This is a genomic window from Oxalobacteraceae bacterium OTU3CAMAD1 (genome assembly GCA_024123915.1).
Classification (GTDB): domain Bacteria; phylum Pseudomonadota; class Gammaproteobacteria; order Burkholderiales; family Burkholderiaceae_D; genus Rugamonas.
This window is the reverse complement of the sequence record CP099650.1, coordinates 3,465,051-3,488,525: the sequence shown is the minus strand read 5'-3', so window position 1 is coordinate 3,488,525 and position 23,475 is coordinate 3,465,051. Positions and strand designations below refer to the sequence as shown.

Below are 23,475 nucleotides of genomic sequence, written 5' to 3'. Positions count from 1 at the left end.
AAGCAACCCGAGATTCTACACTGGAAGCGGCCATTTGGGCAAGCCCGGACGGCCGCCGCCCGTCATCGGCAGAGTGCGCTGATCGGATTGGGGCCCTTGGCCGTGATCACGCCCAGGCGGTACGGAAGCTTGATGTAGTCGTCGACGCGCACCTTGGGGTCGTTGCCCTGGAACAGGTATTCAAGCGGCTTGCATGGATCGATCGTCATGGTTTGATCGGTATTGGTGCGTACCATTTCACCGTGGGAAATGCCTTCCGACCAGATCTTGTCCACGTTGTCGGCGGACGCGAACGCGTTCATCGGCGCGGAAGAGAAAGGCTCCCATTTTCCGTCGAGGCGATCGCTCTTCCAGATGCGGAAGTAGCGCCCCTTCGGCGAAATCGCCTCCACCAGCGTAATGTAGGTATTCGTGTTGGCCAGCTTATAGGTATTGCTCGCCTCGAATACGTCATCCCTTTTTTCCGTCATGACGGCGACGGTGTTGCGAAAACCGTTAGGGAACTGAGCCAATTCGGTTTCGGAACGAAGCAGGCGGCCATTATCGTCGGTACCGAACATATAGCACTTCTTATCATCGCAGATGACCCAGAAGTCCAGCCAGCCGTTACCCTGCGGCTCCTTGATGATATCGGGAATGACCGGGAAGAACGGCTTGGGCGCAGTCCAGGACATCGGATCGCCGATATCCTTCGAGGTTGAATACAGCGGATCGCCACCTTGGTAAACCATATACCATGTCTGCTGTGGAGCGAAATAGAATACCTGCGGCGCCGCGCGATAGCCCGGTCCCATCGGGGACTTATCCAGCGGAACTATTTTCGCGGCCGGCGCGTTCTCCCATTTGTCGAAGCTGGTGTAGCCAAGACCCCAACCAGCGGACCCGGCAGTTGTGAGAAATACATGATACTTGCCGTTCGCATAGACTATGGACGGATCTTTCACGCCATAAATCGTCTGATTGGCATCCGGCTGGGGCGCGATCAGCGGCGGGCTCGACGTCCAATTGAACGCCCCGCTGGCAGGCCGCGGCGCAGGCTCGTTGGCCATTGCATTGCTCCCGCCGCATCCGGCCAAGGCCGCCCACAGCAAAACCCCCATACCGCGTTTTTGTAGTGTCATTTGTCTCTTCCTCTTTTTGCGCATCAAAATTATTTGCAGAACTCAGCAGTTCGTCCGCGATCTGCCGCTTGCGCCGGGGAGGATAGAGGGAAGCGCGTACGTACGGATAAGGCAGATTGCACTGATTCCTGCAACGCGCAGCTTTTTCAAGGAAACGTGCCGGAAGTGTTAACCGTGGAGAGGCGCCGGCGGTTCAATCGACCTCCCTGACCCATATATTTCTGAACTCCACACCCGGCCCCTTATCTCCATGATCCTGCAGCATGATCGGCGAGCGCCCATGCGCGAAATACCGGGGCGTTCCCGCATACAGCGTTTCGCCTTTGAGCTCGGCGTTCCATTGCACCAGTACCCCGTTATGGAATGCCGTCACGCGGGCCGGACTCCGCAACGTGCCATCGGCAAGGAAGCGCGGCGCGCTCCACAGGATGTCGTAGCTTTGCCATTCCCCGTTCGGCCGGCAGGCATTCACCAGCGGAGCAAACTGTTTATAGATGCTGGCGGCCTGCCCGTTGACATAGGTCTTGTTCGCGGCGCAGTCGAGCACCTGCAGCTCGTACCCGCGCAATGCCGGGCCGGTGGCGGCCAGGAACACGCCGCTGTTGCCGCGACTCTGGCCGGCGCCGACAACATCGGCCGGAGTGCGCCATTCGATGTGCAGCTGGTAGTCGAGGAAGTCGCGCCGCGTCTGGATGTGGCCTGAGCCGCTCCGCACTTTCAAGACCCCGCCGGTCACCGGCCATTGCGCCGCGCCAGCCCTGGCGTCGCTGGACACCCACTCTCCCAGGCTGGCGCCATCGAACAGCACGATGGCGTCCGAGGGCGGCTTGGCACCTTCGCCCGGCGCCACCCTTGCCGGCTCGGGCGCCCACAGTTCAGTCGCCACCGGGTCCACCGGCCCGGCCGAGGCGGCGGCGGCGGCGATAAAATGACTGGCAAGCAAGGCCACCACTGCGACGGATGTGATTTGCATTGTTTTCCTTTTGGCAAGTAGGTGAAAATCGTTGTTTTATAGGGTAAACCGCTTCCCGGCGCGTTTACTAGCGATATTTGCATCTTTGCTCGGGGCGACCACCTCGCCATCACGCAATCGGCCTCCCGTCCGGCCTTGCCCTGGACAAACAATGTCAATTGTCGGCAGCAATACAACGACCCAAACGTTAAATTGTAACAATCAGAAATTTATTGTTCTCAATCATGGGAATCGTAAGCAATTTGTAATATCATTTGCAAAAGTTTAGTGCCGCAGCCATAAGACACTTGCTTTTTTGTAATATCTGATAAAATTGCAATATTGCGTTTCGGAGATTGTCTTAATGTCTACCCTCTTTGCCATAACCCTCGCGGCCGCGGCCACCGTGCAACCCAGCTGCTCCTGGGACCGGCCGGGCGCCAACCCGTATACCGGCAAGACCGACGCGGCGATCGACCGCTACACGGACATCCCGGAACGCACACGCGTCAAGCTCAAGCACCGCATCACCTACGGCAATCCGGACGAGACCGTCAACATCACGCGCGACGCCATCACCGGCAAATACGTCTACGACGCCGAGATCCGCGACATGCACTTCGGCGCCGCCTCCGTCTGCCAGACCGTCACCCGCAGCAAGTGGGCCGCCAGCCGAAATGAACCGGGCGCCGTCTACTGCGTCGACCAACATTGCATCCTGGTACCGAAAATCTGCGGCAACGTAAGCCGCATCGTGCGCCCCCGCCCGGCCGTGGCGCAGCTGCCGCCGCCGGCAGCCGCGACGCCGCCGAACTGGAACGAGCATGTCGGCGACAGCGACCTCGGTCTGCTGGACGCGCCTATCGTCGAAGACGTGCCCAACCTGCGCACCGCTGGCTTCCTGCCGGCGCCGCTGGCGCTGGCGCCGATCGAGGAACGCACGGTCGAGCGCCCGGGCGGCTTCGACGGCCGCCCGACTCCGACCAACCAGCCGATCTTCCCGGGTGGCAGCGTGCGTCCGATCACGCCCCCGCCGCCGGGCGTGACGCCGGTCGCCCCGGTGCCCGAGCCGGAGACCTACGCCATGCTGTTGAGCGGGCTGGGCCTGCTGGGCTTCGCAGCGCGCCGCAAGCGCCGCGCGGCCGCCGCCCTGGCCGCCGCCGGCAAGGCCGCCTGAGGCGAGACCGGACAGCGCCGGGACCGATTCCGCCACAGACCGGTTGTTGCCGCACGCGACGCCCCCGGCGTCGTTTATAATTTCAGCATATTTGCACGCCGCGACGGACGAAAGTCCGCTCGCCGCCTGCGTTTTTACCGTTTACCTTGCTGATTGCGATCCTCTATGTCTATCTCCATCAAATCCGCCGAAGATATCGCCGGCATGCGCGTGGCCGGCCGCCTGGGCTCCGAAGTGCTGGACTACATCACCCCCTTCGTCAAGGCCGGCGTGACCACCGGCGAACTGGATCGCCTCTGCCACGAATACATGGTCAACGTGCAAGGCACCATCCCGGCGCCGCTGAACTACTGCCCGCCGGGCTACACGCCCTACCCCAAGGCGATCTGCACCTCGGTCAACGACGTCATCTGCCACGGCATCCCGGGCGACAAGTTGCTCAAGAGCGGCGACTCGGTCAACCTCGACATCACCGTCATCAAGGATGGTTATCACGGCGACAACAGCCGCATGTTCCTGATCGGCGAGCCGTCGATCATGACCAAGCGCCTGTCCGACATCACCTACGAATGCATGTGGTTGGGCATCGCCAAGGTCAAGCCGGGCGCGCACCTGGGCGACATCGGCCACGCCATCCAGCAGCACGCCGAAAAAGCAGGCTACAGCGTGGTGCGCGAGTTCTGCGGCCACGGCATCGGCAAGATCTTCCACGAGGAGCCGCAGGTATTGCACTACGGCCGTCCGGGCACGCTCGACGAGCTCAAGCCGGGCATGATCTTCACCATCGAGCCGATGATCAACGCCGGCAAGCGAGAGATCCGCGAAATGGGCGACGGCTGGACCATCAAAACCAAGGACCGCAGCCTGTCGGCGCAGTGGGAACACACCATCCTGGTCACCGAGACCGGCTACGAGGTGCTGACCCTGTCGGCCGGCAGCCCGCCGCCGCCAGCCTTCATCCTCAACGCCGACGCCTCGGCCGCACCGGCCGTGGCGGCGTAAGCGCCCATGTCGGCGGTCGTCATGAAGAACGAGCTGCGCGAGCAGCTCAAGCGCCAGCTCAAGGCCGAACGCCAGATCGTCATCGCCGGCTTCCAGGCCGACGGCATGCCGGAAAAGCTGCTGCGCAGCCTGCGCCAGAGCGTCGACGCGGTTTTGACGACGGCCTGGCACGAGGCGCGCCTGCCGGCCAACACGGCACTGATCGGCGTCGGCGGCTACGGCCGTGGCGAGCTGTTCCCCTATTCCGACGTCGACCTGCTGATCCTGCTCGAGGAGGCGCCCGACGCCCCCACCACCGCCAAGCTGGAAGAACTGGTGCAGCTGCTGTGGGACCTGGGCCTGGAGATCGGCCACAGCATCCGCACCGTCGATGAATGCCTGACCGAGTCGGCCGCCGACATCACCGTGCAAACCAGCCTGCTCGAGGCGCGCGTGATCTGCGGCGACGAGCAATTGTTCGAACAGCTGCAGCGCCGCTACGACGAAGCGATGGATCCGCGCGCCTTCTACCACGCCAAGCTGCTGGAGATGCGCCAGCGCCACGCCAAGTACGAAGACACCGCCTTCAGCCTGGAGCCGAACTGCAAGGAAAGCCCGGGCGGCCTGCGCGACCTGCAGGTGATCCTGTGGCTGGTCAAGGCCGCCGGCCTGGCCAACTCCTGGCGCACCCTGGCCACCAGCGGCCTGATCACGCAGACCGAGGCCAAGCAGCTGATGGAAAAGGAGCGCGCCTTCAAGGACATCCGCGTGCGCCTGCACCTGCACGCGGGCCGGCGCGAGGACCGCCTGGTGTTCGACATCCAGACCGCCATTGCCGAGTCGCTGGGCTTGCAGGCCACCGGCAGCGGCCCCGGCATGCGCCGCGCCAGCGAATACCTGATGCAGCGCTACTACTGGGCCGCCAAGACCGTCACCCAGCTCAACACCATCCTGCTGCAGAATATCGAGGAACGGCTGTTCCCGCAGGAAGAGCTGGCCGTGCCGATCAACGAGCGCTTCAACGATCTGAACGGCCTGATCGACATGCGCGAGGACGACACCTTCGCCCAGCGCCCGTCTGCCATCCTGGAAATTTTCGTACTCATGACCGAGCGGCCTTCGCTCAAGGGCATGACCTCGCGCACCATGCGCGCGCTGTGGCACGACCGCTTCCTGATCGACACCCAGTTCCGCGCCGATCCGGCCAACCGCGCGCTGTTCCTGCGCATTTTGCAGGCGCCGCAGGGCATCATCCACGCGCTACGCCGCATGAACGATCTGTCGATCCTCGGCCGCTACCTGCCGAACTTCCGCAAGATCGTCGGCCAGATGCAGCACGACCTGTTCCATGTCTACACGGTCGACCAGCACATCCTGATGGTGGTGCGCAACATGCGCCGCTTCACGATGGCCGAGCACGCGCACGAGTACCCATTCTGCAGCCAGCTGATGGCCAACTTCGCGCAACCGTGGCTGCTGTACCTGGGCGCGCTGTTCCACGACATCGCCAAGGGACGCGGCGGCGACCACTCCAAGCTGGGCACGGTCGACGCCCAGCAGTTCTGCGTCGAGCACGGCATGAGCGCCGAGGACACCGAGCTGGTGGTGTTCCTGGTCGAGCAGCACCTGGCCATGTCGCAGGTGGCGCAAAAGCAGGACCTGTCGGACCCCGACGTCATCGCCGCCTTCGCCAAGACGGTGGGCGACGAGCGCCACCTGACGGCGCTGTACCTGCTGACGGTGGCCGACATCCGCGGCACCAGCCCCAAGGTGTGGAACGCCTGGAAGGCCAAGCTGCTCGAGGACCTGTACCGCATCACCCTGCGCGTGCTCGGCGGCGAGCCGCACAGCGCCGACCACGAACTGAAGAACCGCCAGCAGGAGGCGCTGGCCACGCTGCGGCTGTACGGCCTGGGGCCGGACGCGCACGAGGCCTTCTGGCGCCAGCTCGACGTCGCCTACTTCCTGCGCCACGACGCCTCCGACATCGCCTGGCAGACGCGCGCGCTGTACGACCGCTTCACCAGCGACAAGCCTATCGTCAAGTGCCGCCTGGCGCCGATCGGCGAAGGCTTGCAGATCGCCGTCTACATCCGCGACCAGCCGGACCTGTTCGCGCGCATCTGCAGCTATTTCGACCGCAAGAACTTCAGCATCCTCGACGCCAAGATCCACACCACGCGGCACGGCTACGCGCTCGACACCTTCCTGGTGACCGAGCAGAACTTCGCAAAGAGCTACCGCGACATCATCAACCTGATCGAGCACGAGCTGTGCGGCGTGCTGACCCATCCGGAGCCGCTGACAACGCCCGGCAAGGGCCGGTTGTCGCGCCTGTCGCGCACCTTCCCGATGCAGCCGACGGTGGACCTGCGCCCGGACGAGCGCGGCCAGTACTACCTGCTGTCGATCGCCGCCAACGACCGCACCGGCCTGCTGTATTCGATCGCCAACGTGCTGGCCAAGTACCGCGTCAACCTGCATACAGCCAAGGTCATGACCCTGGGCGAGCGGGTCGAGGACGTGTTCCTGATCGACGGCGCTGCGCTGGGCAATGCGCGCAGCCAGTTGCAGCTGGAAACCGACCTGCTCGAGGCGATCAAGGTTTAAACTTTAACTATAGAAAAGCATCATGTCAGAAGAATTATTACGCCTGTCCAAACGCATGTCCGAACTGGGCCTGTGCTCGCGCCGCGAAGCCGACGAGTGGATAGCGCGCGGCTGGGTCCGGGTGGACGGCCAGGTCGTCTCCGAGCTGGGCAGCAAGGTCTATCCGAGCCAGAAGGTCACCGTCGAGCGCCAGGCCGCCGCCGAGCAATCGAAGCGCGTGACGGTGCTGATCAACAAGCCGATGGGTTACGTCAGCGGCCAGGCCGAGGACGGCTACCAGCCGGCCGTGGTGCTGGTCAAGCCGGAGAACCGCTGGCCGGACGATCCGTCGCCGGAACTGTTCCACCCCACCCAGCTGCGCTCGCTGGTGCCGGCCGGCCGCCTCGACATCGACTCGGTCGGCCTGCTGGTGCTGACCCAGGACGGCCGCGTGGCCAAGCACCTGATCGGCGAGACCACCAGCGTCGACAAGGAATACTTGGTGCGCGTCGAGTACACCAAGCCGGGCAAGCTGCCCGACAGCGACCTGAAAAAGCTCAACCACGGCCTGTGGATGGACGGCAAACCGCTGCTGCCGGCCAAGGTGCGCTGGCAAAACGACGACCAGCTCAGCTTCACCCTGCGCGAAGGCAAAAAACGCCAGATCCGCCGCATGTGCGACATGGTCGGCCTGAAAGTGATCGGTTTAAAAAGGGTACGCATCGGCAAGGTCAAACTGGGCGACCTGCCGGTCGGCCAGTGGCGCTACCTGCGTCCCGAAGAGCAATTTTAAGCGGCGGCCGGGCGCCGGCGGCGCCCTCCCCGGCGCGCGCGTGGATCAAACCGCACATTCCGCGAAATATTCTCGCTGGTTATTGCTATTTAGCAAGCCAAGCGCACGAATAACTTGTAAACTGTTCGAACCGACCTCGCATTGCTGAAGTCATAATCAAAGAGATATGCCGTCGTGAACGATCCCATACCCAACGAAATTCGCCGCGGCCCGCCCAGCCTAAAAGACGCTGTGGAGCCCATACCGGCGGGTTCGAAGCCGCATGACATGACCGATGAACATGACATCGGCGATTCGCTGACCCTGCTCGCCGACAACGGCGACCCGGTCTCGATCTACCCGGCCAGCACCACCAACGTGGTGATGGCGCGCATCCGCTCGGTGGACCCCGAAAATCCCCACTTCGTGCTCGAACTGAACGAGGGCGAGTTCCTGCCGCCCGGCGAGGCGACCTTTGTCGCCTGGCTGCGTTCGGCGAAGATCCAGTTCAAGCTGACGTCCGAGGACTGGGCCTGCCAGCCCGGCGTGCCGACCCTGATCCCGCTGGGCTTCCCGCTCAAGTGCCTGGTGCTGAACCGGCGCGCCTCGACCCGGCTGGAGACGCCGCTGGGCATCTACTACATGGCGTCGTTCGTGTTGAACGGCAAGCCGTACGAATTGCAGCTGTACGACTTCTCGTCGGGCGGCGTGGGCATGCGCGCGCCGCCGCGCGACTGCGTCGGCCTGCACGTGGGGCGCAAGCTGCAGCGCGTGCGGCTCGAACTCGGCCCCGATTCGGTCATGATCGCCGACCTCGAGGTGCGCCTGTCGCGCACTTTCCGCTCCTTCCTGCTGGGCGAGCAGGTGCAGATCGGGTGCCAGTTCACCAATCTGTCGCCGGCCATGCAGGACGAGCTGACCCGCCTGCTCGACAAGCTCAACAGCGGACGCCACCGCTAGCGCCAGCACCACAATGGTGCGGCCGGCGTCGGTCGCACCACGATGGCGCACCGCGCCCGCCACCCTCCCCGCCAAGTCCCTGCATACCCCGCGTTCACGTTTATTTATCGGCATATTTCTTGCTTGAAAGTCTGGAGAACATAACGATAAGCCAGACAGGGAGCACATGAGCACCACCGCGGCAGAGACCGAACCGCCCCAGCGCATCGTCAAGATCCGGCGCGACTACAACACCTGGGTGGCCAACGAGACGATCGAGGATTACGCGCTGCGCTACACGCCGCGTTCGTTCCGCAAATGGTCGGTGTTCCGCGTCTCCAACACGGCCTTCGGCGCCATCTCCTTCCTGGTGCTCGAGGCCATCGGCGGCACCATCACCGTCAACTACGGCTTCATCAACGCGCTGTGGGCCATCATGGCCGTCGGCCTGATCATCTTCCTCACCGGCCTGCCGATCAGCTACTACGCCGCCACCTACGGCGTCGACATGGACCTGCTCACGCGCGGCGCCGGCTTCGGCTACATCGGCTCGACCATCTCCTCCTTTGTCTACGCCTCGTTCACCTTCATCCTGTTCGCGCTGGAGGCGGCCATCATGGCCTACGCGCTGGAACTGTATTTCGGCCTGCCGCTCTATCTCGGCTACATGGTCAGCGCGCTGGCGGTCATCCCGCTGGTGACGCACGGCGTGACTTTGATCAGCCGCATCCAGATGATCAGCCAGCCGGTGTGGCTGATCCTGATGGCGCTGCCCTTCGTCGCCATCCTGCACAAGCAGCCGGAATTGCTGCCGCAACTGATGGACTACGCCGGCCGCTCCGGCCAGAACGGCCAGTTCAATGTGCTGATGTTCGGCGCCGCCACCGCCGTCGGCGTGGCGCTGATCACGCAGATCGGCGAGCAGGTCGACTTCCTGCGCTTCATGCCGCCCAAGACGGCCGAGAACCGCGTGCGCTGGCACCTGGGCGTGCTGATCGCGGGCCCGGGCTGGATCCTGCTGGGCATCGCCAAGATGCTGGGCGGCGCGCTGCTCGCCTTCCTGGCCATCAGCAGCGCGGTCCCGCTGGAGCTGGCCGTCAACCCCACGCATATGTACCTGGCCGGCTACGGCCAGGTGTTCGCCGATCCGCGCTGGGCGCTGCTGGCCACCGCGCTGCTGGTGGTGATCTCGCAGGTCAAGATCAACATGACCAACGCCTACGCGGGCTCGCTGGCGTGGTCGAACTTCTTCGCGCGCCTGACGCACAGCCACCCGGGGCGCGTGGTGTGGGCCGTGTTCAACGCGCTGATCGCCGTGCTGCTGATGGAGCTCGACGTGTTCCAGGCGCTCGACCAGGTGCTCGGCCTGTACTCGTGCATCGCCATCTCGTGGATCACGGCGGTGGTGGCCGACCTGGTGGTCAACAAGCCGCTCGGCCTGAGCCCCAAGGGCATCGAATTCCGCCGCGCCTACCTGTACGACATCAATCCGGTCGGCGTCGGCGCCATGGTGCTGGCGTCGGCGCTGTCGGTGGCCGCCTTCATGGGCGTGTTCGGCCACCAGGCGCAGGCCTTCTCCGCCTTCATCGCGCTGCTCACGGCGCTGGTGGCGGCGCCGCTGATCGCCATCGCCACCAAGGGCAAATACTATATCGCCCGCCAGCCGGGCGTGGTGCAGAAGACCTGCGTGATCTGCGAAAAGGAGTACGAAGCCGAGGACATGGCGCACTGCCCGGCCTACCAGGGTTCGATCTGTTCGTTGTGCTGCTGCCTGGACGCGCGCTGCAACGACGTCTGCAAGCCTCACGCGAAGGTGTCGGCGCAGTGGCAGCAGGCGATGCAGGCGCTGCTGCCCAAATCGCTGTGGCGCTATTTGAGCAGCGGGCTGGGACACTACCTGCTGCTGATGATCGTCACGGTGCTGTTCCTGGTCGCCCTGCTCGGATTGATCTACTACCACGAGCAATCGGTGCTGCCGATCGGCGACGCCGCGCTGCTGCCGCAACTGCGGCTGGTGTTCTTCAAGATCTTCGCCGCGCTGTTGATCACCAGCGGCATCGTCGCCTGGTGGCTGGTGCTCACCAGCGAAAGCCGCCGCGTGGCGCAGGAGGAATCGAACCGTCAAACCGGCCTGCTGACGCGCGAGATCGAACTGCACAGCCAGACCGACGCCCAGCTGCAGCAGGCCAAGAAGACCGCCGACCTGGCCAACCAGGCCAAGAGCCGCTACATCGCCGGCATCAGCCACGAGATCCGGACGCCCTTGAATTCGATACTGGGCTATGCCCAGCTGCTCGACAACGATCCATCGATCCCCGAGCACCGCCAGCAGGCCATCCGCGTGATCCGCAGCAGCGGCGAGCACCTGCTGTCGCTGATCGAGGGCACGCTCGATATCGCCCGCATCGAGGGCGGCAAGCTGACCTTCGACACCAAGGAGATCAACTTCCCCGACTTCATCGGACAGCTGGTGCGCATGTTCGAACTGCAGGCGGCCAACAAGGGCCTGACCTTCCGCTACGAGTTGACCGGCGCGCTGCCGCGCATCGTGCGCGCCGACCGCAAACGCCTGGGCCAGATCCTCATCAACATCCTCGGCAACGCCGTCAAATTCACCAGCGAGGGCGGCGTCGTGCTGCGGCTGAAGTACGCGCGCGAGATCGCCTCGTTCGAGATCGAGGATTCCGGCCCCGGCATCCTGAAGGAGGAACTGGACCACATCTTCGAGCCGTTCACGCGCGGCAGCGCCAGCGCGCACGCCAACGCCAGCGGCACCGGCCTCGGTCTGCCGATCAGCAAAATGCTGACGCAGCTGATGGGCGGCGAGATGAAGATCGGCAGCGCGCCTTTGCGGGGCAGCTTATTCCACATCCGCCTGTTCCTGCCCAGCGTGCATGTCACCGGCAACGCGCTGCGGGAACTGGAGGCGCCGGCGCAACAGCGCACCGGCTATCGCGGTCCGCGCCGGCGCATTCTGGTCGTCGACAACGAACGGGTCGACCGCGAACTGCTGCTCAACATCCTGGCGCCGCTGGGGTTCGAGATCGCGCAGGCCGCGTCGGGCCTCGAATGCCTCGACCTGCACGCCTCGTTCCGGCCGGACCTGATTTTGATGGACCTCGCCATGCCGGGCATGGACGGCTGGGAGGCCAGCTACATCCTGCGCCGCCGCCAGTTGTCGCCGGTGCCGATCGCCATCGTCTCGGCCAACGCCTTCGACAAGGGCATGGAGAACGCCGCCGGCATCAAGGCGGAAGACTTCATCATCAAACCGGTCAACGTCGGCGAGCTGCTGGACTGGATCGGCCGCCGTCTGGCGCTGGAATGGATCACGCAGCCGCGCGCGGAAAGCATCAGCAGCGAAATGCCGGCGCCGTCGGCCGCCATGGCGCTGCCGCCCGCCGCGCAGATGGCGGCGCTGGAGGAGTTGATACGCATCGGCTATGTGCGCGGCATCCAGGCCAAACTCGACGAGATCGACGTGCTCGATGCGCGGTACTCCCGTTTTACCCACGCCATGCGCGATTTTGCCAAACGCTTCCAGCTGGATGCGATGGCTGACTTTGTCCGAAAGAATAAGAGCGATGAACTTCAACATTGAACCCGCGCGCGGCAACCTGGTGCTGGTGGTCGACGACGTGCCGGAAAACCTCGCCGTGCTGCACGACGCGCTCGACGAATCGGGCTTCACCGTGCTGGTGGCGAACAACGGCGAAGCGGCGTTGCAGCGCGCCGCCGAGGCGCAGCCGGACATCATCCTGCTCGACGCCATCATGCCCGGCATGGACGGCTTCGAAGCATGCCGCCGGCTCAAGGCCAACCTGGCCACGCGCCATATCCCGGTGGTGTTCATGACCGGCCTGACGGAGGCCGAGCACGTGGTGGCCGCCTTCGAGGCGGGCGGCAACGACTACGTCACCAAGCCCCTGCGCACCGGCGAGGTGCTGGCCAGGATCGCCGCGCACATGCAGACGGCGCGCCTGATGGACCAGGCCCGCAGCGCGCTGGACGCCTTCGGCAACGCGGTCATCGCGATGTCGCCGCGCGATGGCAAGATCGTCTGGCAAACGCCGTTGGCGCGCAACTTGATGCAGGGCTACCTGGTCGATGCCGAGTTACCCACCTGGCTGGCGGCGACGCAGGCGGCGCACAGCCAAGGCCAGTCGCACCCGCCGCTGACCTTGGCGCGCGGCGCGCGCAGGTTGATCTTCTCGGCGGCCGAGTTCAGCGAGGACGAGCAATGGATGATCGTGCTGCGCGAGGAATCCGACGTCGCGCAGATCGAAAAGCTGATGGCCGCCTTCAAACTGACGCAGCGCGAATCGGAGGTGCTCAATTGGCTCATCAAGGGCAAGACCAACCGCGATATCGGCGAGATCCTCGGCACCAGTCCGCGCACGATCAACAAGCACCTCGAGCACGTGTTCGTGAAGCTTGGCGTCGAGACGCGCACCTCGGCGGCCGCCGTCGCCCTGAGCAAACTGCGCGCCGGCGGCCGCAAAGAGGAACTCGAACGATCCTGATTCAGGCGGCGTTCGCGGCTATCGACAACTTGGCGATCAACGGCTCCAATGTCCGGATCAAAGGAACCGGCGACACCGAAGGACCGCCAGCCACCCAGGAATTCTGAAACTCCGCGATTTCAAGGCCCACCACCCCACCTTCGGCGATCACCTCGCAAGCGCCGCGCAGGTCTTGCAGCGTCAATCCATGCGCATGCACATAATCCGTCGGAACGATACCGGGTTCGAGAACGTCGCAATCGAGATGCACATATATTGGACGACCCGCTATGGCCTTGCGCAGCCGGTGGTCCAATCCGGGGCCGGGCGGGACATGGCAGACCTTCCCCGACGCGATGAGCTGCATTTCAAACGGATCGAGATCGCGCTGGCCAACCAAGACAAGGTTGTCGAGAGCCAGACCCGCGCCCAAGCCCGATTCCCATAGTCCGGCAGGCCCCGACAACGCCAATCCGCCCAAGTAGCCGCTGTTCGTGGAAGCCGGCGTATTCAGATCCGCATGGGCGTCAAACCAGACGATGCATGCGTCCTTACGATATTTGGCCACGACCGGCAGGGTTGCCAGGGAAACGGCACAGCGGCTAGTGGCCGACAAGGGCATGTCGCCATCGAGGAATATCTGCTCGAACCGCTGCTGAATCTGGCGTAGTGCCGGCAGCGCATGGTCAAGCTCGATCCGCCAATCGACGCTGAGCGCCGTCTCAGGAGAGCCGATCGTCAACGGCGCCAGGCCAAGCATGACGCCGAGTTGATCGCCGATCGCCTTGGCGCCCGGTATAGCGAGGTCGTTGTGGTCTCCGGCGCGGCCTTGAAACACAGTCAGTGCGATGGACATTGCGCGTTCCTTGAATAGTTAAAACCACAGATTGACATCGCGCCATCGACAAGACAAACTAATTATTCTTCATATTATTAAGTTTTTCTAATGACCGCACTCAATGCATCGCAGCTCGCGGCCTTCGCCGCCATTGTGAGAAATGGCAGTTTTGAGTCGGCCGCAAAGTGCCTGTATGTCACCTCGTCGGCGATCAGCCAGCGCCTCAAACAACTTGAGGACAGCCTTGGGCAGGTGTTGGTTGTCAGGGATACGCCCTGCCGGCCCACCGCCGCTGGCCGGGAACTGCTCCGCCACGCCATCCAGGTCGAGCTGCTCGAACAGGAGCTGTTTGAGAATCTGGGACTGGATGATGGCGATGGCCGCAAGCCGGTGTCTGTCCCCGTCGCCGTCAACGCCGACTCGCTGGATGGATGGTTCCGCGACGCCTTCGAAGAGACCTGCAACAACGCGCGAATCGTGCTCGATGTGCGGGTCGAGGATCAAAATCACTCGGCCTATTTGCTGCGTGACGGCGAGGTGATGGCGGCCGTCAGCGCTTCACCAATGGCGGTGCAGGGATGCTCCGTCGAGTACTTGGGCAGCATGCGCTACCTCGCCTTGTCCACCCCCTCGTTTTGGGATCAATATTTCGGGGCGGGCGTCAACGCGGACACGTTGGCAAAAGCCCCGGTTCTCGTCTATAACGCCAAGGACGGAATGCAAGCGGACTTCATCGAGTCCCTCACCGCGCGACGCATGCAACCACCGTCGCACTTCGTCCCGTCAACGCCCGCCTTCCTGCATATCGCACGGCGGGGACTTGGTTGGGGAATGATTCCCGAGCATATGGCAAAAGACTTTGTCGCCAGCGGCGAGCTGGTCGAAATACATCCGGGCGCACACTTCGACATCAAGCTGTACTTCCATCGATGGCAGGTACAGTCTTCGGCATTGGACGTCTTGAGCAACGCAGTGCGAACCGCCGCCCGGCAATTGGTCCAGAAGTGCGGGTTTGGTCAACCCTCGCAACGGGTGCCAGCTAGTTGTCAATGACTCCGTATTGAAGCTCAAACGGAACAGGAACCGGACGCGGTGGCTCCTCACCAGGCACCACATAATCCAGCTTCAGATTGGCGCCGCCGCCTCTCTGGAAGTACTCCATCCGAATTGGATAAAAGCCCTTCTCCAATGGAAGCATATAGGTTTTCGGCTTCCCATCACCGTGCAATCCATCATAGGCGATCAGTTGCGTGTCTCCCAAAAACAGTTTCGAGCCATCATCCGAATCCAGCACGAAGATGTAGTAGCCGTCCCTCTGAATCTCGATATAACCCTCAATCAGGCATGCAAAGTTGGTTTGCCGTCGAAGTTTATTCACACTGAAATCCTTGTCTGCGAAACCAGACTGAACGGGTTTCAACTTCCCGAAGTCCGGCAGCTCGTCCCACTCCCCTTCGTAATAGGAATAGCGGTAGCCGCCCGGCTTCACATTCGCCGGCTTGGCGCTTGCAGCGAGCGTTGTTCCCAGTTTGAACTCGCCAACAGTGGCCTTGTTATACCGGTCCTTGCGGCCGAGGGACTTGGCGGAAAATTTCGCGCCGTTCGTTAAAGTGGCTTCAGCGCCCATGATGGGGGCTGCGGAGGTAGGTTCGCTGCCGTCACTGGTATAACGCACCTCTTGCGGCGGCCCGAAATAATAGATTTTGTAAGGCTTATCCTTCAGAACGATGCCATTCATTGGATGAAACTGAACGCCTTGATTGCCGAAGCCATCGTAGAAAAACCTCAGCCCGTCGTACACACTTTTCAGTCGTATCGATCCGTGGTCCTCTTCAGGATAGGATGCGATTTTCCAGTTCAGCTCCTTGGGCGCCTTCTCTTTCAGGACAGCGTCCATGGATGAAATCCCCATCTGCTTGATGCCGCCTTCGTCGCGTCCGGCGATGAAAAGTGATTTTCCCGACGATGCGCTCAGCTTATCGACCGCAAGTTTGTTCAGATAGTTGCCGTCCCAAAAAAAACTCGGATCAACTGCCAAGTAATATTTAAAGAGCAGTGGCTCCTCAAGCAGCGCATACATCGCGAACAAGCCACCAAATGAATGACCATACAAGATGGCATTGCCGCTCACGGGGTAGGATTTGTTAATGTAGGGGACAAGTTCCTTTTTCAAAAATGCCAGGAACTTATCCGCTCCGCCCGATGAAGCCAAGCCAGCCATGTGGGTGGGCGAGAGGTCGCGATTGCGATCGGTATTGAACACTGCCACCATAATAACGGGCGGCATGCCGTTATGATTCTGGATGAACTGCTGGATAGCGGCGATGGTTTGCAGGTTCGAATCGCCATCCAAAAGGTACAACACATCGTACTTTTCTTGTGACCCGGGTTTGTAACCCTCCGGCAGCAGCACCTGGATGATTCTTTCTTCCTTCAAAATTTCTGACCGGAGTGCGACACGCTTGCCGGGCAGATCCTGGGCAATCGCATTCATAGAACATGCCAGGAGCGCAAGGACGACCCACATGCAACGCAAGAGGGTGGAATGGTTTTTCATCAGTGAATAGTCCTCCGTCAGGGAAGTGGATCGGTAGTCTACTCCGGACTATTCTATTTAAATGCATTTGTGTCAATTCTTTTTTAAGCAACGCTTTAAGCGGCGTACTAAATCACCACGGTGGAATATGGCGCAATGGCAGTCCAGCCTAACGTTGAATACAGTGCGCGCCCTGCATCGGTCGCCACGAGAACGCGCCGCGCGGCGCGCGAGCGTTGCGCCGCCCCCAGCACCGCCATCATCGCCTTGCCCAGTCCTCGTCGCTGATGCCCCTCCTCGACGATGATTCGGTCAAAGATGAATGTCCCGTTGTATTCCGCCGCATAGCCGCTGGCGGCCAGGTCGTCGTCGACGCTGAAAATGCGGGCCACGGTGGTGAAGTCGTCGGCGACCAGTTCCAGCCGATACCCCAACGGCAAGGCGGGCCGCGCATCCTGCCTGCCGTCATGGATCATCACGTGGGCGCCGGGCTGCAATTGCCATGCGGGCGGCACGAGTTCCAGTAGTTGTTCCGCTGGCCCGATCATTTTGATATAGATGCGCGGTTGCGTGATCGACCTGGCCAGCTCGCGTATTTCCGGCACCGGCCCGGCGAACACATAGCGCCGGACTTCACTGGGCGATCCCGTGTCGACGCGCAGTCCACCGCTATCGGGTACCGGCAGCGGCAGGCCGCGCGCGATCGAACGCGCGGCAAGCCAGTCCGCCAGCAACTCCGTGGCGACATCGTAAGAAGTAGGCTTGCCCATCGTCCGGTCTCTGCTCCTATCGGCTAGCCGCGATGGCGCGATTCTTCGCCTGCAGCTCGGCCGCCTTTTCCGCCATGTCCTTGCCGGCGGCGATCGCCGTGGTCACCTGCTGCGTCGACAGTGGTCCCTTCAACGCCCGGTCCACCTCCGCCTTGTAGGGATTGGGGAACTTCGAGTCGCTCCGGCTCAACATGCTATCGAAGATCTCGCTCACCGCGTAGGTATAGCGCAGCGCCAGCGCCGGGTCGGGGTCCAGCGTCTCCCCATGGCCGCTGTACTCCTGCATCAAGGTCAGCATGCTCGACATGTCGCCCGCCTCCGCGTGCGCCGTTAGCAGCTGCTCGGCCTCGACAAGCCATGCCTTGACCAGCGGATCGTCGGGCCGCGTCTTCAACGCGCCCCGATCGCCGAAAGGACCGGCACGCAGGAACGCGTCATCCGCCCCGCTCACCCCAGCCCTGGCAGCCATCGCCAGATGGTCAAGGCGCGACATTTTGATACGTTCCGTCATGCCGGCGCAAAGTGCCCTCTGCGCCTGATACTCCTCGTCTGTCAAGCCGCGTAAATGCGTCTCGCTTTGCGCGTCCACCTTCAGCAGCGTGCCTTTTTCCGCGATGTCGACGCAGGCCTGCACCAGCCAGTAAGCGCGCAGCGCGTCGGACGGAACACCTGAGGAAATCAGACGATCGATTTGGGTCGCCAACGGCACGATCGGTCCGGACGCGGCAGGATCGGTGTGCGCCGGATCGCTCGATGGCGCGTGGAGCATCGCGCGGGGATTGCCCAACCAGGCGTCTGACCGATGCGAAGCCCCCGCCGCTCCCGCGTGGCGTGGAAAGCTGGAATAGAAGTACAAGGCGAACAGCGCGAACATCAACAACAGGAACGCGTACAGCGAATGCTTTACATGCATGTGTCGGCGCGGCGCGGGCACCGCTCGGAAAAGAAAACAAAGCAATGTAGCACAATATTTAACAAAAAAGGTACGCGCTTTGTCACAAAGCTTTTCCGGCGCCGTCACGGCCCCGTACACATCTCCAGCATCAGCATCGGCACGCAAGTCCACAGGATGGCCGCCAGCGCCAGCGCCGCCGACGCGAAGTGGACCCAGTCGATCAGGCGCACAGGCTGCGGCGCGCGGCATACCCGCCGCAGCGCGCGCGCCAGCAGCATCGCCGCCGCGCCCACCGCCAGCACCGACGCCACTCCCAGCGCCAAGGCGGGATCGCCACCCCGCTGGCAGGCCGCCGCCGTCCACGCATAGCAAAAGAAGAAGTGCGCGGCCCAGATCAGCAGCGGGGCCACCGCCAGCGTCATTTTTCTCAAAAGCCGGTCCTGGGTGCGCATGATCATCCCATCAGTTTTGGCAGCCATTGCACCGCCGCCGCGATGACGAATCCCTGCAGTGTGGCGTAATGCCACACCAGCGCGCAGTTATCCAGCGTGGCGCGGCTGGCCGGCTCCAACCTGCCGGTCCAGGAGCGGGCCAACAAATAGCACGCCAGGATGAACAGCAACACCGCGTGCAGCCCCTGATAGGCGAGCATCGCCGCCACGGTCGCCCCCCACGCGTGGCCGGTCGGATCGAGTCCCGCCAGCGCCTGGCCGCGCAGATCGAGTCCGAAGGAGCCCAGCACGCACGCCAACGCCAGCGCGATCGCCAACCTTTGCCAGCCCTGCCCCCGGCGTGGCGCCTTGCCCGGTTTCGCCGGCGCGACCGCACAGGTGCGCCGGGTCCATTCGATCAGCAGCGACCCGGCCAACAGCAGGCCGCACGACAGCAACGGCCAAAACGGTTCGGGCAGCCGGCTGCCCGGCGGCGGACACACTTCCAGCCGCATTGATATGTGGATATGGGCGAACAGGAAGGAGGCGAAGATGGTGCCGTCCACCACCAGCATGATGACGGTCCCCCACCACGAGTGCGAGGCCGTGCCGGTGACGCCGACCGGCAGCGCGACGTTATCCGCCACCTTGGCCGTGCGCTGCGCCGGCGGCGTGTCGGATTGCCACATCCACGCCAGCACCGAGGCCACCGCGACGATCCCGCAGACCCACGCGACCAAGGTCATTTTGATCGTCAACAGCAGGAAGAAGCCGGCCGTGCCGACGGCGGCGGCGAACGGCCACCAGCTATCACCCGGGAGCACCAGCAGATATAGCGGACGCGCGCTTACGGGACTCGTGACGATGGACTCGCGCCGCCCGGTCGCGGTATTTGGCAGCCAGTGCGCGCCCTCTTCCACTTCCCGCGCCAGTTGCGGACGATCCCACAACGGGTCGCGCGACTCCACCTGCGGAATGCTGCGCGTGGCGTAATCGTCGGCCGGCAGCCATTCGAGCGTGGACGCGTTCCATGGATTGCCATGCTCGCGTTCCGGCAGGCGCAAGGTGCGCACCGCGTCGACGATAAACACCAACACGCCCAGCGCCAGGGCAAAGGCGCCGATGCTGGATAAAAGGTTCAAGAAGTCCCATCCCATCTCCGGCGAGTAGGTGTACACCCGGCGCGGCATGCCCAGCAAACCGGTGATATGCATCGGGAAGAACGCCAGGTTCATCCCGCCGAACATCAGCCCGAACACCCAGCGCGCCACGGGCTCCGACATGCGGTTGCCGTTCAACAGCGGCATCCAGTAATACAGCGCCGCGAACATCGGGAACACCAGGCCGCCGATCAGCACATAGTGCAGGTGGGCGACGATGAAATAGGTGTCGTGCACCTGCCAGTCGAACGGCAGCACCGCCACCATCACGCCGGTCAGGCCGCCCAGCACGAAGATGAACATGAAGCCGAGCAGGAACAGGGTCGGCGCGTTGATGCGCACCTGGCCGCGCCACAGCGTGGCGATCCACGCGAACACCTGCACGCCGGTCGGTATCGCCACCGCCATGCTGGCCGCCGACACCAGGCTCGTTTCCAGCAGCCCCAGGCCGGCCGTGAACATATGGTGCGCCCACAGCGCGAAACTGAAGAAGCCCACCGCCACCAGCGCCGCGACGATCGAACGGTGCCCCACCAGCGGCGTGCCGGCCAGCGCCGGGATCATCGTCGAGACCATGCCGGCCGCCGGCAGGAAAATGATATACACCTCGGGGTGGCCGAAGAACCAGAACAGGTGCTGCCACAGCAGCGGGTCGCCGCCGCGCGCGGGAATGAAGAACGGCCAGTCGTAGGCCCGCTCCAGTTCCAGCAAGGTGGTGCCGGCGATGACCGCCGGGAACGCAAACACGATCATCACGCCCACCACCAGCATGGCCCACGCATACACAGGCATGCGGCCCAAGGTCATGCCCGGCGCGCGCGTAAACAGTATGCCGACAATCAGCTCGATGGCGCCGGCGATCGCCGAGATCTCGATGAAGCCTATGCCCAGCAGCCAGAAATCGGCGTTCAGGCCGGGCGAATACTCCTTGCCCGTCAACGGCGGGTACATGAACCAGCCGCCGTCCGGCGCCAGCCCCCAGAACAGGCTGATGAAAAATCCGAGGCCTCCCACCGCGTAGGCCCAGAACGCGTAGGCCGACAGGCGCGGGAACGGCAGGTCGCGCGCGCCCAGCATGCCGGGCAACAGGAACACGGCGATCGCCTCGACCACCGGAATCGCGAACAGGAACATCATCACCGTGCCGTGCATGGTGAACACCTGGTTGTACGTTCCGGCGCTGAGCAAGGCGCTCTCCGGAACCGCCAGCTGCGCCCTGATCATCAGCCCCAGGATGCCGGCGAGGATGAAGAACAGCAGCGCGGTGCCGATATACAGCAGCCCGATATTGGTGTTGTTGACAGACGTGAGGAAGGCCAGTCCGCGCGGCGTACGCCAGACCCGTTCAAGTTGTTCGAGCTCTCCCGCCGGCCGTGGCAGGGAGCTGGGGAGATCGCGTACCGCCGTCATTTGAGCTGCTCCAGATAAGCGGCCAGCGCGCGCAGGGTGGCGCCGTCCATGTCGGCGCTGGCGGGCATGCGCACGCCCGGCTTGGCAACGTGCGGATCGGCGATCCACGCGGCCAGCGCGCCCTGCCCGTTGCGCAAGGTGCCGGCGCCCAAATACAGACGGCTGCCAACGTGCGTCAGGTCGGGCCCCAAGACGGCGCCGGTGTCCGCTGTCGCGCCCGTGCCTGTTTCGGTGCGTATCGTATGGCAGGAGGCGCAACGCTGTTCGGCAAAGGCGCGCCGCCCGCGTTCGACCTCGCCGCCTTGTACCATGATCCCCGCCGGCCGCGCCTGCGCCGCCAGCCAGGCGGAAAATTCGGCCGGCGACTGCGCCACGACGTGCAAGGCCATGCGGGCATGCTGCTCGCCGCAGTATTCGGCGCACTGCGCGCGGTACACGCCGGCGCGATTCGCCTGCAAGGTCATGCCGTGCACGCGGCCCGGCACCATGTCCACCTTGCCCGCCAGCGCGGGCACCCAGAAGCTGTGGATCACGTCGGCGCTGCTCAACCCCAGATACACGGGCTGGCCGAGCGGCACGCGGATCTCGTTGGCCAGCACAATATCCCGGCCGCCTGCGGGATCGGTATAGCGCACCTCCCACCACCACATGCGCGCGATCACCGAAATCTTGATCGCGTGCTGCGACGTCGGCTTGCTCAACTGGGCGCTGCGCCAGGTGCCGAACACCAGTGACGCCGACAGCAGCACCAGTGGCAGCAGCACCCCGCCGCCGACGATCCACACCATCGGCCGCACCGGACGGCCGCCGCGAAGGCTCATCGCGCACAGGACCATCACGCCGATGAACAGCAGCGTGCCGCCAATGAACAGCACCCACGTCAGTTGCGCGATGACGGCGGCATCCGGCCCGGCCGGGTGCAGCGCCGATTGCAGCCACTCGGTTGGACTCGTGGATACGCTCATGGCAGCGCGTACAGGTAGGCCGCCATGTCGCGGGCGTCGGCGGCCGACACGCCCATGGCGGGCATCGCGGTGCCGGGCTTCAGGGACGCCGGATCGACGATCCAGCGCGCCAGCGCATCGGGATGATTGGGAATCTGGCCGGCGATGTAACTGCGCCGGCCATAGCTTTCCAGCGCCGGGCCGAGCGTGCCGCGTGCCGCCGCCACGTCGGGAATCTGGTGGCACGACCCGCACTGGTACTGCGCCAGCAGCAGCTTGCCGCGCCCGACGTCGGCGCCTGGCACCGGTGAACGCGCCTGCTCGCCGGTATCGCAGGCGGCCAACAACGCCAGTAGGGAGAAGTAAAGGATGCGCACGATTGGAACCTGCTCAAGCCTGTTGAATGGCTATAATACAAGAAACATATCATTTCGCTATTTTCAACAGAACACCAGCCAGCGCGGCGTTGTCGCCCCGTTCGGCGAAGGGCTCGAACGATGACGATGCACCGCCGACGACTCGTTTTGATCACCGTCGCCGCCACGTTGGCGACGCTCGGGGTGCTGGGCGCCGCCATCGGGGCGGTGGTCTTTTTCGGCGGCTTTTACGACATTTCCTCGACCAAGCTGCACCTCCAGCCGGTGCACACGGTGCTTGAACAAGGCATGCGCGAATCGGTGCGGCACTACGCGCGGGACGTTCAAACCCCGGCGTTTGTGACGCAAGCCAAGGCGCGGGCGGTATCGGAAGGCGGCGTGGCGTCGTCGCCGGCCTTGCTGCGCGGGGCCGGACTATATCGGGATAATTGTGTGGTCTGCCATGGCGCGCCGGGTGTCGCCCAGGACGATATCGGCAAGAGCATGCAGCCGGTGCCGGGACCTCTGGCCGACGCCTCGCGCCGTTGGCGTCCGAATGAACTGTATTGGATCACCCGCCACGGCATCAAGATGAGTGGCATGCCGGCGTGGGAATTCCATCTCGCCGACGAGGATTTGTGGGCGGTGGTGGGTTTTCTGGTCGCCGTGCCGGAGCTGTCGCCGCAGGCTTATGCGGCGGTCACCAAACAGGCGGGCGCGCAGCCGCGCGCGCCACGGCCGGAGCGCGCACACGCCGACGCCGGGCGCGGACGGCTCGCGCTCAGCCAGTATGCGTGCAACGCCTGCCATGTGATTCCCGGCGTGACGGGACCGGATACCTTCGTCGGTCCGCCGCTCAAGGACCTCGCGGCGCGCAAATACATCGCCGGCCACCTGCCCAACAGCGCCGCGAACTTAGCGAGATGGATACGCGATCCGCAGCAAATCAATCCGCAGACGGCGATGCCTGCGATGGACGTCACCGAATCGGACGCGCGGGATATGGCGGTGTATTTATTGTCGCAATAGCGCTGTTGGCGGATCATGGCCGATTACGCCGTTCCGGCTAATCCGCCCTACGTGATTGCGTGGAATCTTGAGA

General features: G+C 63.6%; 19 protein-coding genes. 9 read left to right on the top strand and 10 right to left on the bottom strand.

The genetic code is table 11. The annotated features are described in order from the left end of the window. Nucleotides 1-62 precede the first annotated feature (62 nt). Together NHH88_15165 and NHH88_15160 are read right to left on the bottom strand one after the other, a co-directional pair. Nucleotides 63-1,121 (bottom strand): hypothetical protein, encoded by a 1,059-nt coding sequence (locus NHH88_15165; GenBank protein USX17055.1) that lies wholly within the window; start codon nt 1,119-1,121, stop codon nt 63-65. A 193-nt stretch (nt 1,122-1,314) separates the two neighbouring features. Beyond that, complete coding sequence (locus tag NHH88_15160) at nt 1,315-2,094, bottom strand: DUF1080 domain-containing protein (GenBank protein ID USX17054.1); 780 nt, start codon at nt 2,092-2,094, stop codon at nt 1,315-1,317. Between the two features lie 343 nt (nt 2,095-2,437). On the opposite strand from NHH88_15160, the gene NHH88_15155 reads away from it, so the two are divergent. From NHH88_15155 to NHH88_15125, 7 genes are all read left to right on the top strand, one after another. Further along, entirely contained in the window at nt 2,438-3,250 is an 813-nt protein-coding gene (locus NHH88_15155) for an MHFG family PEP-CTERM protein (protein ID USX17053.1), read from the top strand. Nucleotides 3,251-3,415: 165 nt separating this feature from the next. Further along, entirely contained in the window at nt 3,416-4,252 is an 837-nt protein-coding gene (map, locus tag NHH88_15150) for a type I methionyl aminopeptidase (protein ID USX17052.1), read from the top strand. 21 nt (nt 4,253-4,273) lie between these two features. Then, complete coding sequence (locus NHH88_15145) at nt 4,274-6,841, top strand: [protein-PII] uridylyltransferase (GenBank protein ID USX17051.1); 2,568 nt, start codon at nt 4,274-4,276, stop codon at nt 6,839-6,841. Between the two features lie 22 nt (nt 6,842-6,863). Then, the gene (locus NHH88_15140; protein USX17050.1) at nt 6,864-7,613 is read left to right on the top strand and encodes an rRNA pseudouridine synthase; all 750 of its coding nucleotides are present in this window, start codon (nt 6,864-6,866) and stop codon (nt 7,611-7,613) included. Nucleotides 7,614-7,880: 267 nt separating this feature from the next. After that, on the top strand, nt 7,881-8,552 hold the full coding sequence (locus tag NHH88_15135) for a PilZ domain-containing protein (GenBank protein ID USX17049.1): 672 nt from the start codon (nt 7,881-7,883) through the stop codon (nt 8,550-8,552). Nucleotides 8,553-8,718: 166 nt separating this feature from the next. Continuing rightward, complete coding sequence (locus NHH88_15130) at nt 8,719-12,132, top strand: ATP-binding protein (protein ID USX17048.1); 3,414 nt, start codon at nt 8,719-8,721, stop codon at nt 12,130-12,132. Beyond that, on the top strand, nt 12,116-13,054 hold the full coding sequence (locus tag NHH88_15125; GenBank protein ID USX17047.1) for a response regulator transcription factor: 939 nt from the start codon (nt 12,116-12,118) through the stop codon (nt 13,052-13,054). Before NHH88_15130 ends, NHH88_15125 begins: the two co-directional genes overlap by 17 nt. Nucleotide 13,055: 1 nt before the next feature. On the opposite strand, the gene NHH88_15120 is transcribed toward NHH88_15125, so the two are convergent. Beyond that, nucleotides 13,056-13,889: an arginase family protein gene (locus NHH88_15120; GenBank protein ID USX17046.1), complete on the bottom strand. Its 834-nt coding sequence runs from the start codon at nt 13,887-13,889 to the stop codon at nt 13,056-13,058. 90 nt (nt 13,890-13,979) lie between these two features. Between NHH88_15120 and NHH88_15115 the strand changes: the two genes are divergently transcribed. Then, the gene (locus NHH88_15115; GenBank protein USX17045.1) at nt 13,980-14,924 is read left to right on the top strand and encodes a LysR family transcriptional regulator ArgP; all 945 of its coding nucleotides are present in this window, start codon (nt 13,980-13,982) and stop codon (nt 14,922-14,924) included. Here NHH88_15115 and NHH88_15110 read toward each other — a convergent pair. The 7 genes from NHH88_15110 to NHH88_15080 all read right to left on the bottom strand — a co-directional run bounded on the left by NHH88_15110 (nt 14,911) and on the right by NHH88_15080 (nt 22,394). Further along, nucleotides 14,911-16,428, bottom strand: a complete 1,518-nt coding sequence (locus NHH88_15110; protein USX17044.1) for an alpha/beta hydrolase-fold protein — start codon at nt 16,426-16,428, stop codon at nt 14,911-14,913. The two genes, NHH88_15115 and NHH88_15110, sit on opposite strands and share 14 nt — an antisense overlap. Nucleotides 16,429-16,535: 107 nt before the next feature. Further along, entirely contained in the window at nt 16,536-17,177 is a 642-nt protein-coding gene (locus NHH88_15105) for a GNAT family N-acetyltransferase (protein USX17043.1), read from the bottom strand. A gap of 16 nt (nt 17,178-17,193) precedes the next feature. Continuing rightward, nucleotides 17,194-18,090 (bottom strand): hypothetical protein, encoded by an 897-nt coding sequence (locus tag NHH88_15100; protein ID USX17042.1) that lies wholly within the window; start codon nt 18,088-18,090, stop codon nt 17,194-17,196. A gap of 104 nt (nt 18,091-18,194) precedes the next feature. Continuing rightward, the gene (locus NHH88_15095) at nt 18,195-18,503 is read right to left on the bottom strand and encodes a hypothetical protein (GenBank protein USX17041.1); all 309 of its coding nucleotides are present in this window, start codon (nt 18,501-18,503) and stop codon (nt 18,195-18,197) included. Between the two features lie 23 nt (nt 18,504-18,526). Further along, nucleotides 18,527-21,073 (bottom strand): cbb3-type cytochrome c oxidase subunit I, encoded by a 2,547-nt coding sequence (locus NHH88_15090; protein ID USX17040.1) that lies wholly within the window; start codon nt 21,071-21,073, stop codon nt 18,527-18,529. Further along, nucleotides 21,070-22,038: a c-type cytochrome gene (locus NHH88_15085; GenBank protein USX17039.1), complete on the bottom strand. Its 969-nt coding sequence runs from the start codon at nt 22,036-22,038 to the stop codon at nt 21,070-21,072. Before NHH88_15085 ends, NHH88_15090 begins: the two co-directional genes overlap by 4 nt. Beyond that, the gene (locus NHH88_15080; protein USX17038.1) at nt 22,035-22,394 is read right to left on the bottom strand and encodes a c-type cytochrome; all 360 of its coding nucleotides are present in this window, start codon (nt 22,392-22,394) and stop codon (nt 22,035-22,037) included. Before NHH88_15080 ends, NHH88_15085 begins: the two co-directional genes overlap by 4 nt. A 120-nt stretch (nt 22,395-22,514) precedes the next feature. On the opposite strand from NHH88_15080, the gene NHH88_15075 reads away from it, so the two are divergent. Beyond that, nucleotides 22,515-23,402 (top strand): c-type cytochrome, encoded by an 888-nt coding sequence (locus NHH88_15075; GenBank protein USX17037.1) that lies wholly within the window; start codon nt 22,515-22,517, stop codon nt 23,400-23,402. Nucleotides 23,403-23,475 lie beyond the last annotated feature (73 nt).

What these genes read in the sequence shown, in the direction of transcription:
- NHH88_15165 (USX17055.1), bottom strand. Translation starts at nt 1,121, where the DNA reads ATGACACTACAAAAACGCGGTATGGGGGTTTTGCTGTGGGCGGCCTTG.
- NHH88_15160 (USX17054.1), bottom strand. Translation starts at nt 2,094, where the DNA reads ATGCAAATCACATCCGTCGCAGTGGTGGCCTTGCTTGCCAGTCATTTT.
- NHH88_15155 (USX17053.1), top strand. Translation starts at nt 2,438, where the DNA reads ATGTCTACCCTCTTTGCCATAACCCTCGCGGCCGCGGCCACCGTGCAA.
- map (USX17052.1), top strand. Translation starts at nt 3,416, where the DNA reads ATGTCTATCTCCATCAAATCCGCCGAAGATATCGCCGGCATGCGCGTG.
- NHH88_15145 (USX17051.1), top strand. Translation starts at nt 4,274, where the DNA reads ATGAAGAACGAGCTGCGCGAGCAGCTCAAGCGCCAGCTCAAGGCCGAA.
- NHH88_15140 (USX17050.1), top strand. Translation starts at nt 6,864, where the DNA reads ATGTCAGAAGAATTATTACGCCTGTCCAAACGCATGTCCGAACTGGGC.
- NHH88_15135 (USX17049.1), top strand. Translation starts at nt 7,881, where the DNA reads ATGACCGATGAACATGACATCGGCGATTCGCTGACCCTGCTCGCCGAC.
- NHH88_15130 (USX17048.1), top strand. Translation starts at nt 8,719, where the DNA reads ATGAGCACCACCGCGGCAGAGACCGAACCGCCCCAGCGCATCGTCAAG.
- NHH88_15125 (USX17047.1), top strand. Translation starts at nt 12,116, where the DNA reads ATGAACTTCAACATTGAACCCGCGCGCGGCAACCTGGTGCTGGTGGTC.
- NHH88_15120 (USX17046.1), bottom strand. Translation starts at nt 13,889, where the DNA reads ATGTCCATCGCACTGACTGTGTTTCAAGGCCGCGCCGGAGACCACAAC.
- NHH88_15115 (USX17045.1), top strand. Translation starts at nt 13,980, where the DNA reads ATGACCGCACTCAATGCATCGCAGCTCGCGGCCTTCGCCGCCATTGTG.
- NHH88_15110 (USX17044.1), bottom strand. Translation starts at nt 16,428, where the DNA reads ATGAAAAACCATTCCACCCTCTTGCGTTGCATGTGGGTCGTCCTTGCG.
- NHH88_15105 (USX17043.1), bottom strand. Translation starts at nt 17,177, where the DNA reads ATGGGCAAGCCTACTTCTTACGATGTCGCCACGGAGTTGCTGGCGGAC.
- NHH88_15100 (USX17042.1), bottom strand. Translation starts at nt 18,090, where the DNA reads ATGCATGTAAAGCATTCGCTGTACGCGTTCCTGTTGTTGATGTTCGCG.
- NHH88_15090 (USX17040.1), bottom strand. Translation starts at nt 21,073, where the DNA reads ATGACGGCGGTACGCGATCTCCCCAGCTCCCTGCCACGGCCGGCGGGA.
- NHH88_15085 (USX17039.1), bottom strand. Translation starts at nt 22,038, where the DNA reads ATGAGCGTATCCACGAGTCCAACCGAGTGGCTGCAATCGGCGCTGCAC.
- NHH88_15075 (USX17037.1), top strand. Translation starts at nt 22,515, where the DNA reads ATGACGATGCACCGCCGACGACTCGTTTTGATCACCGTCGCCGCCACG.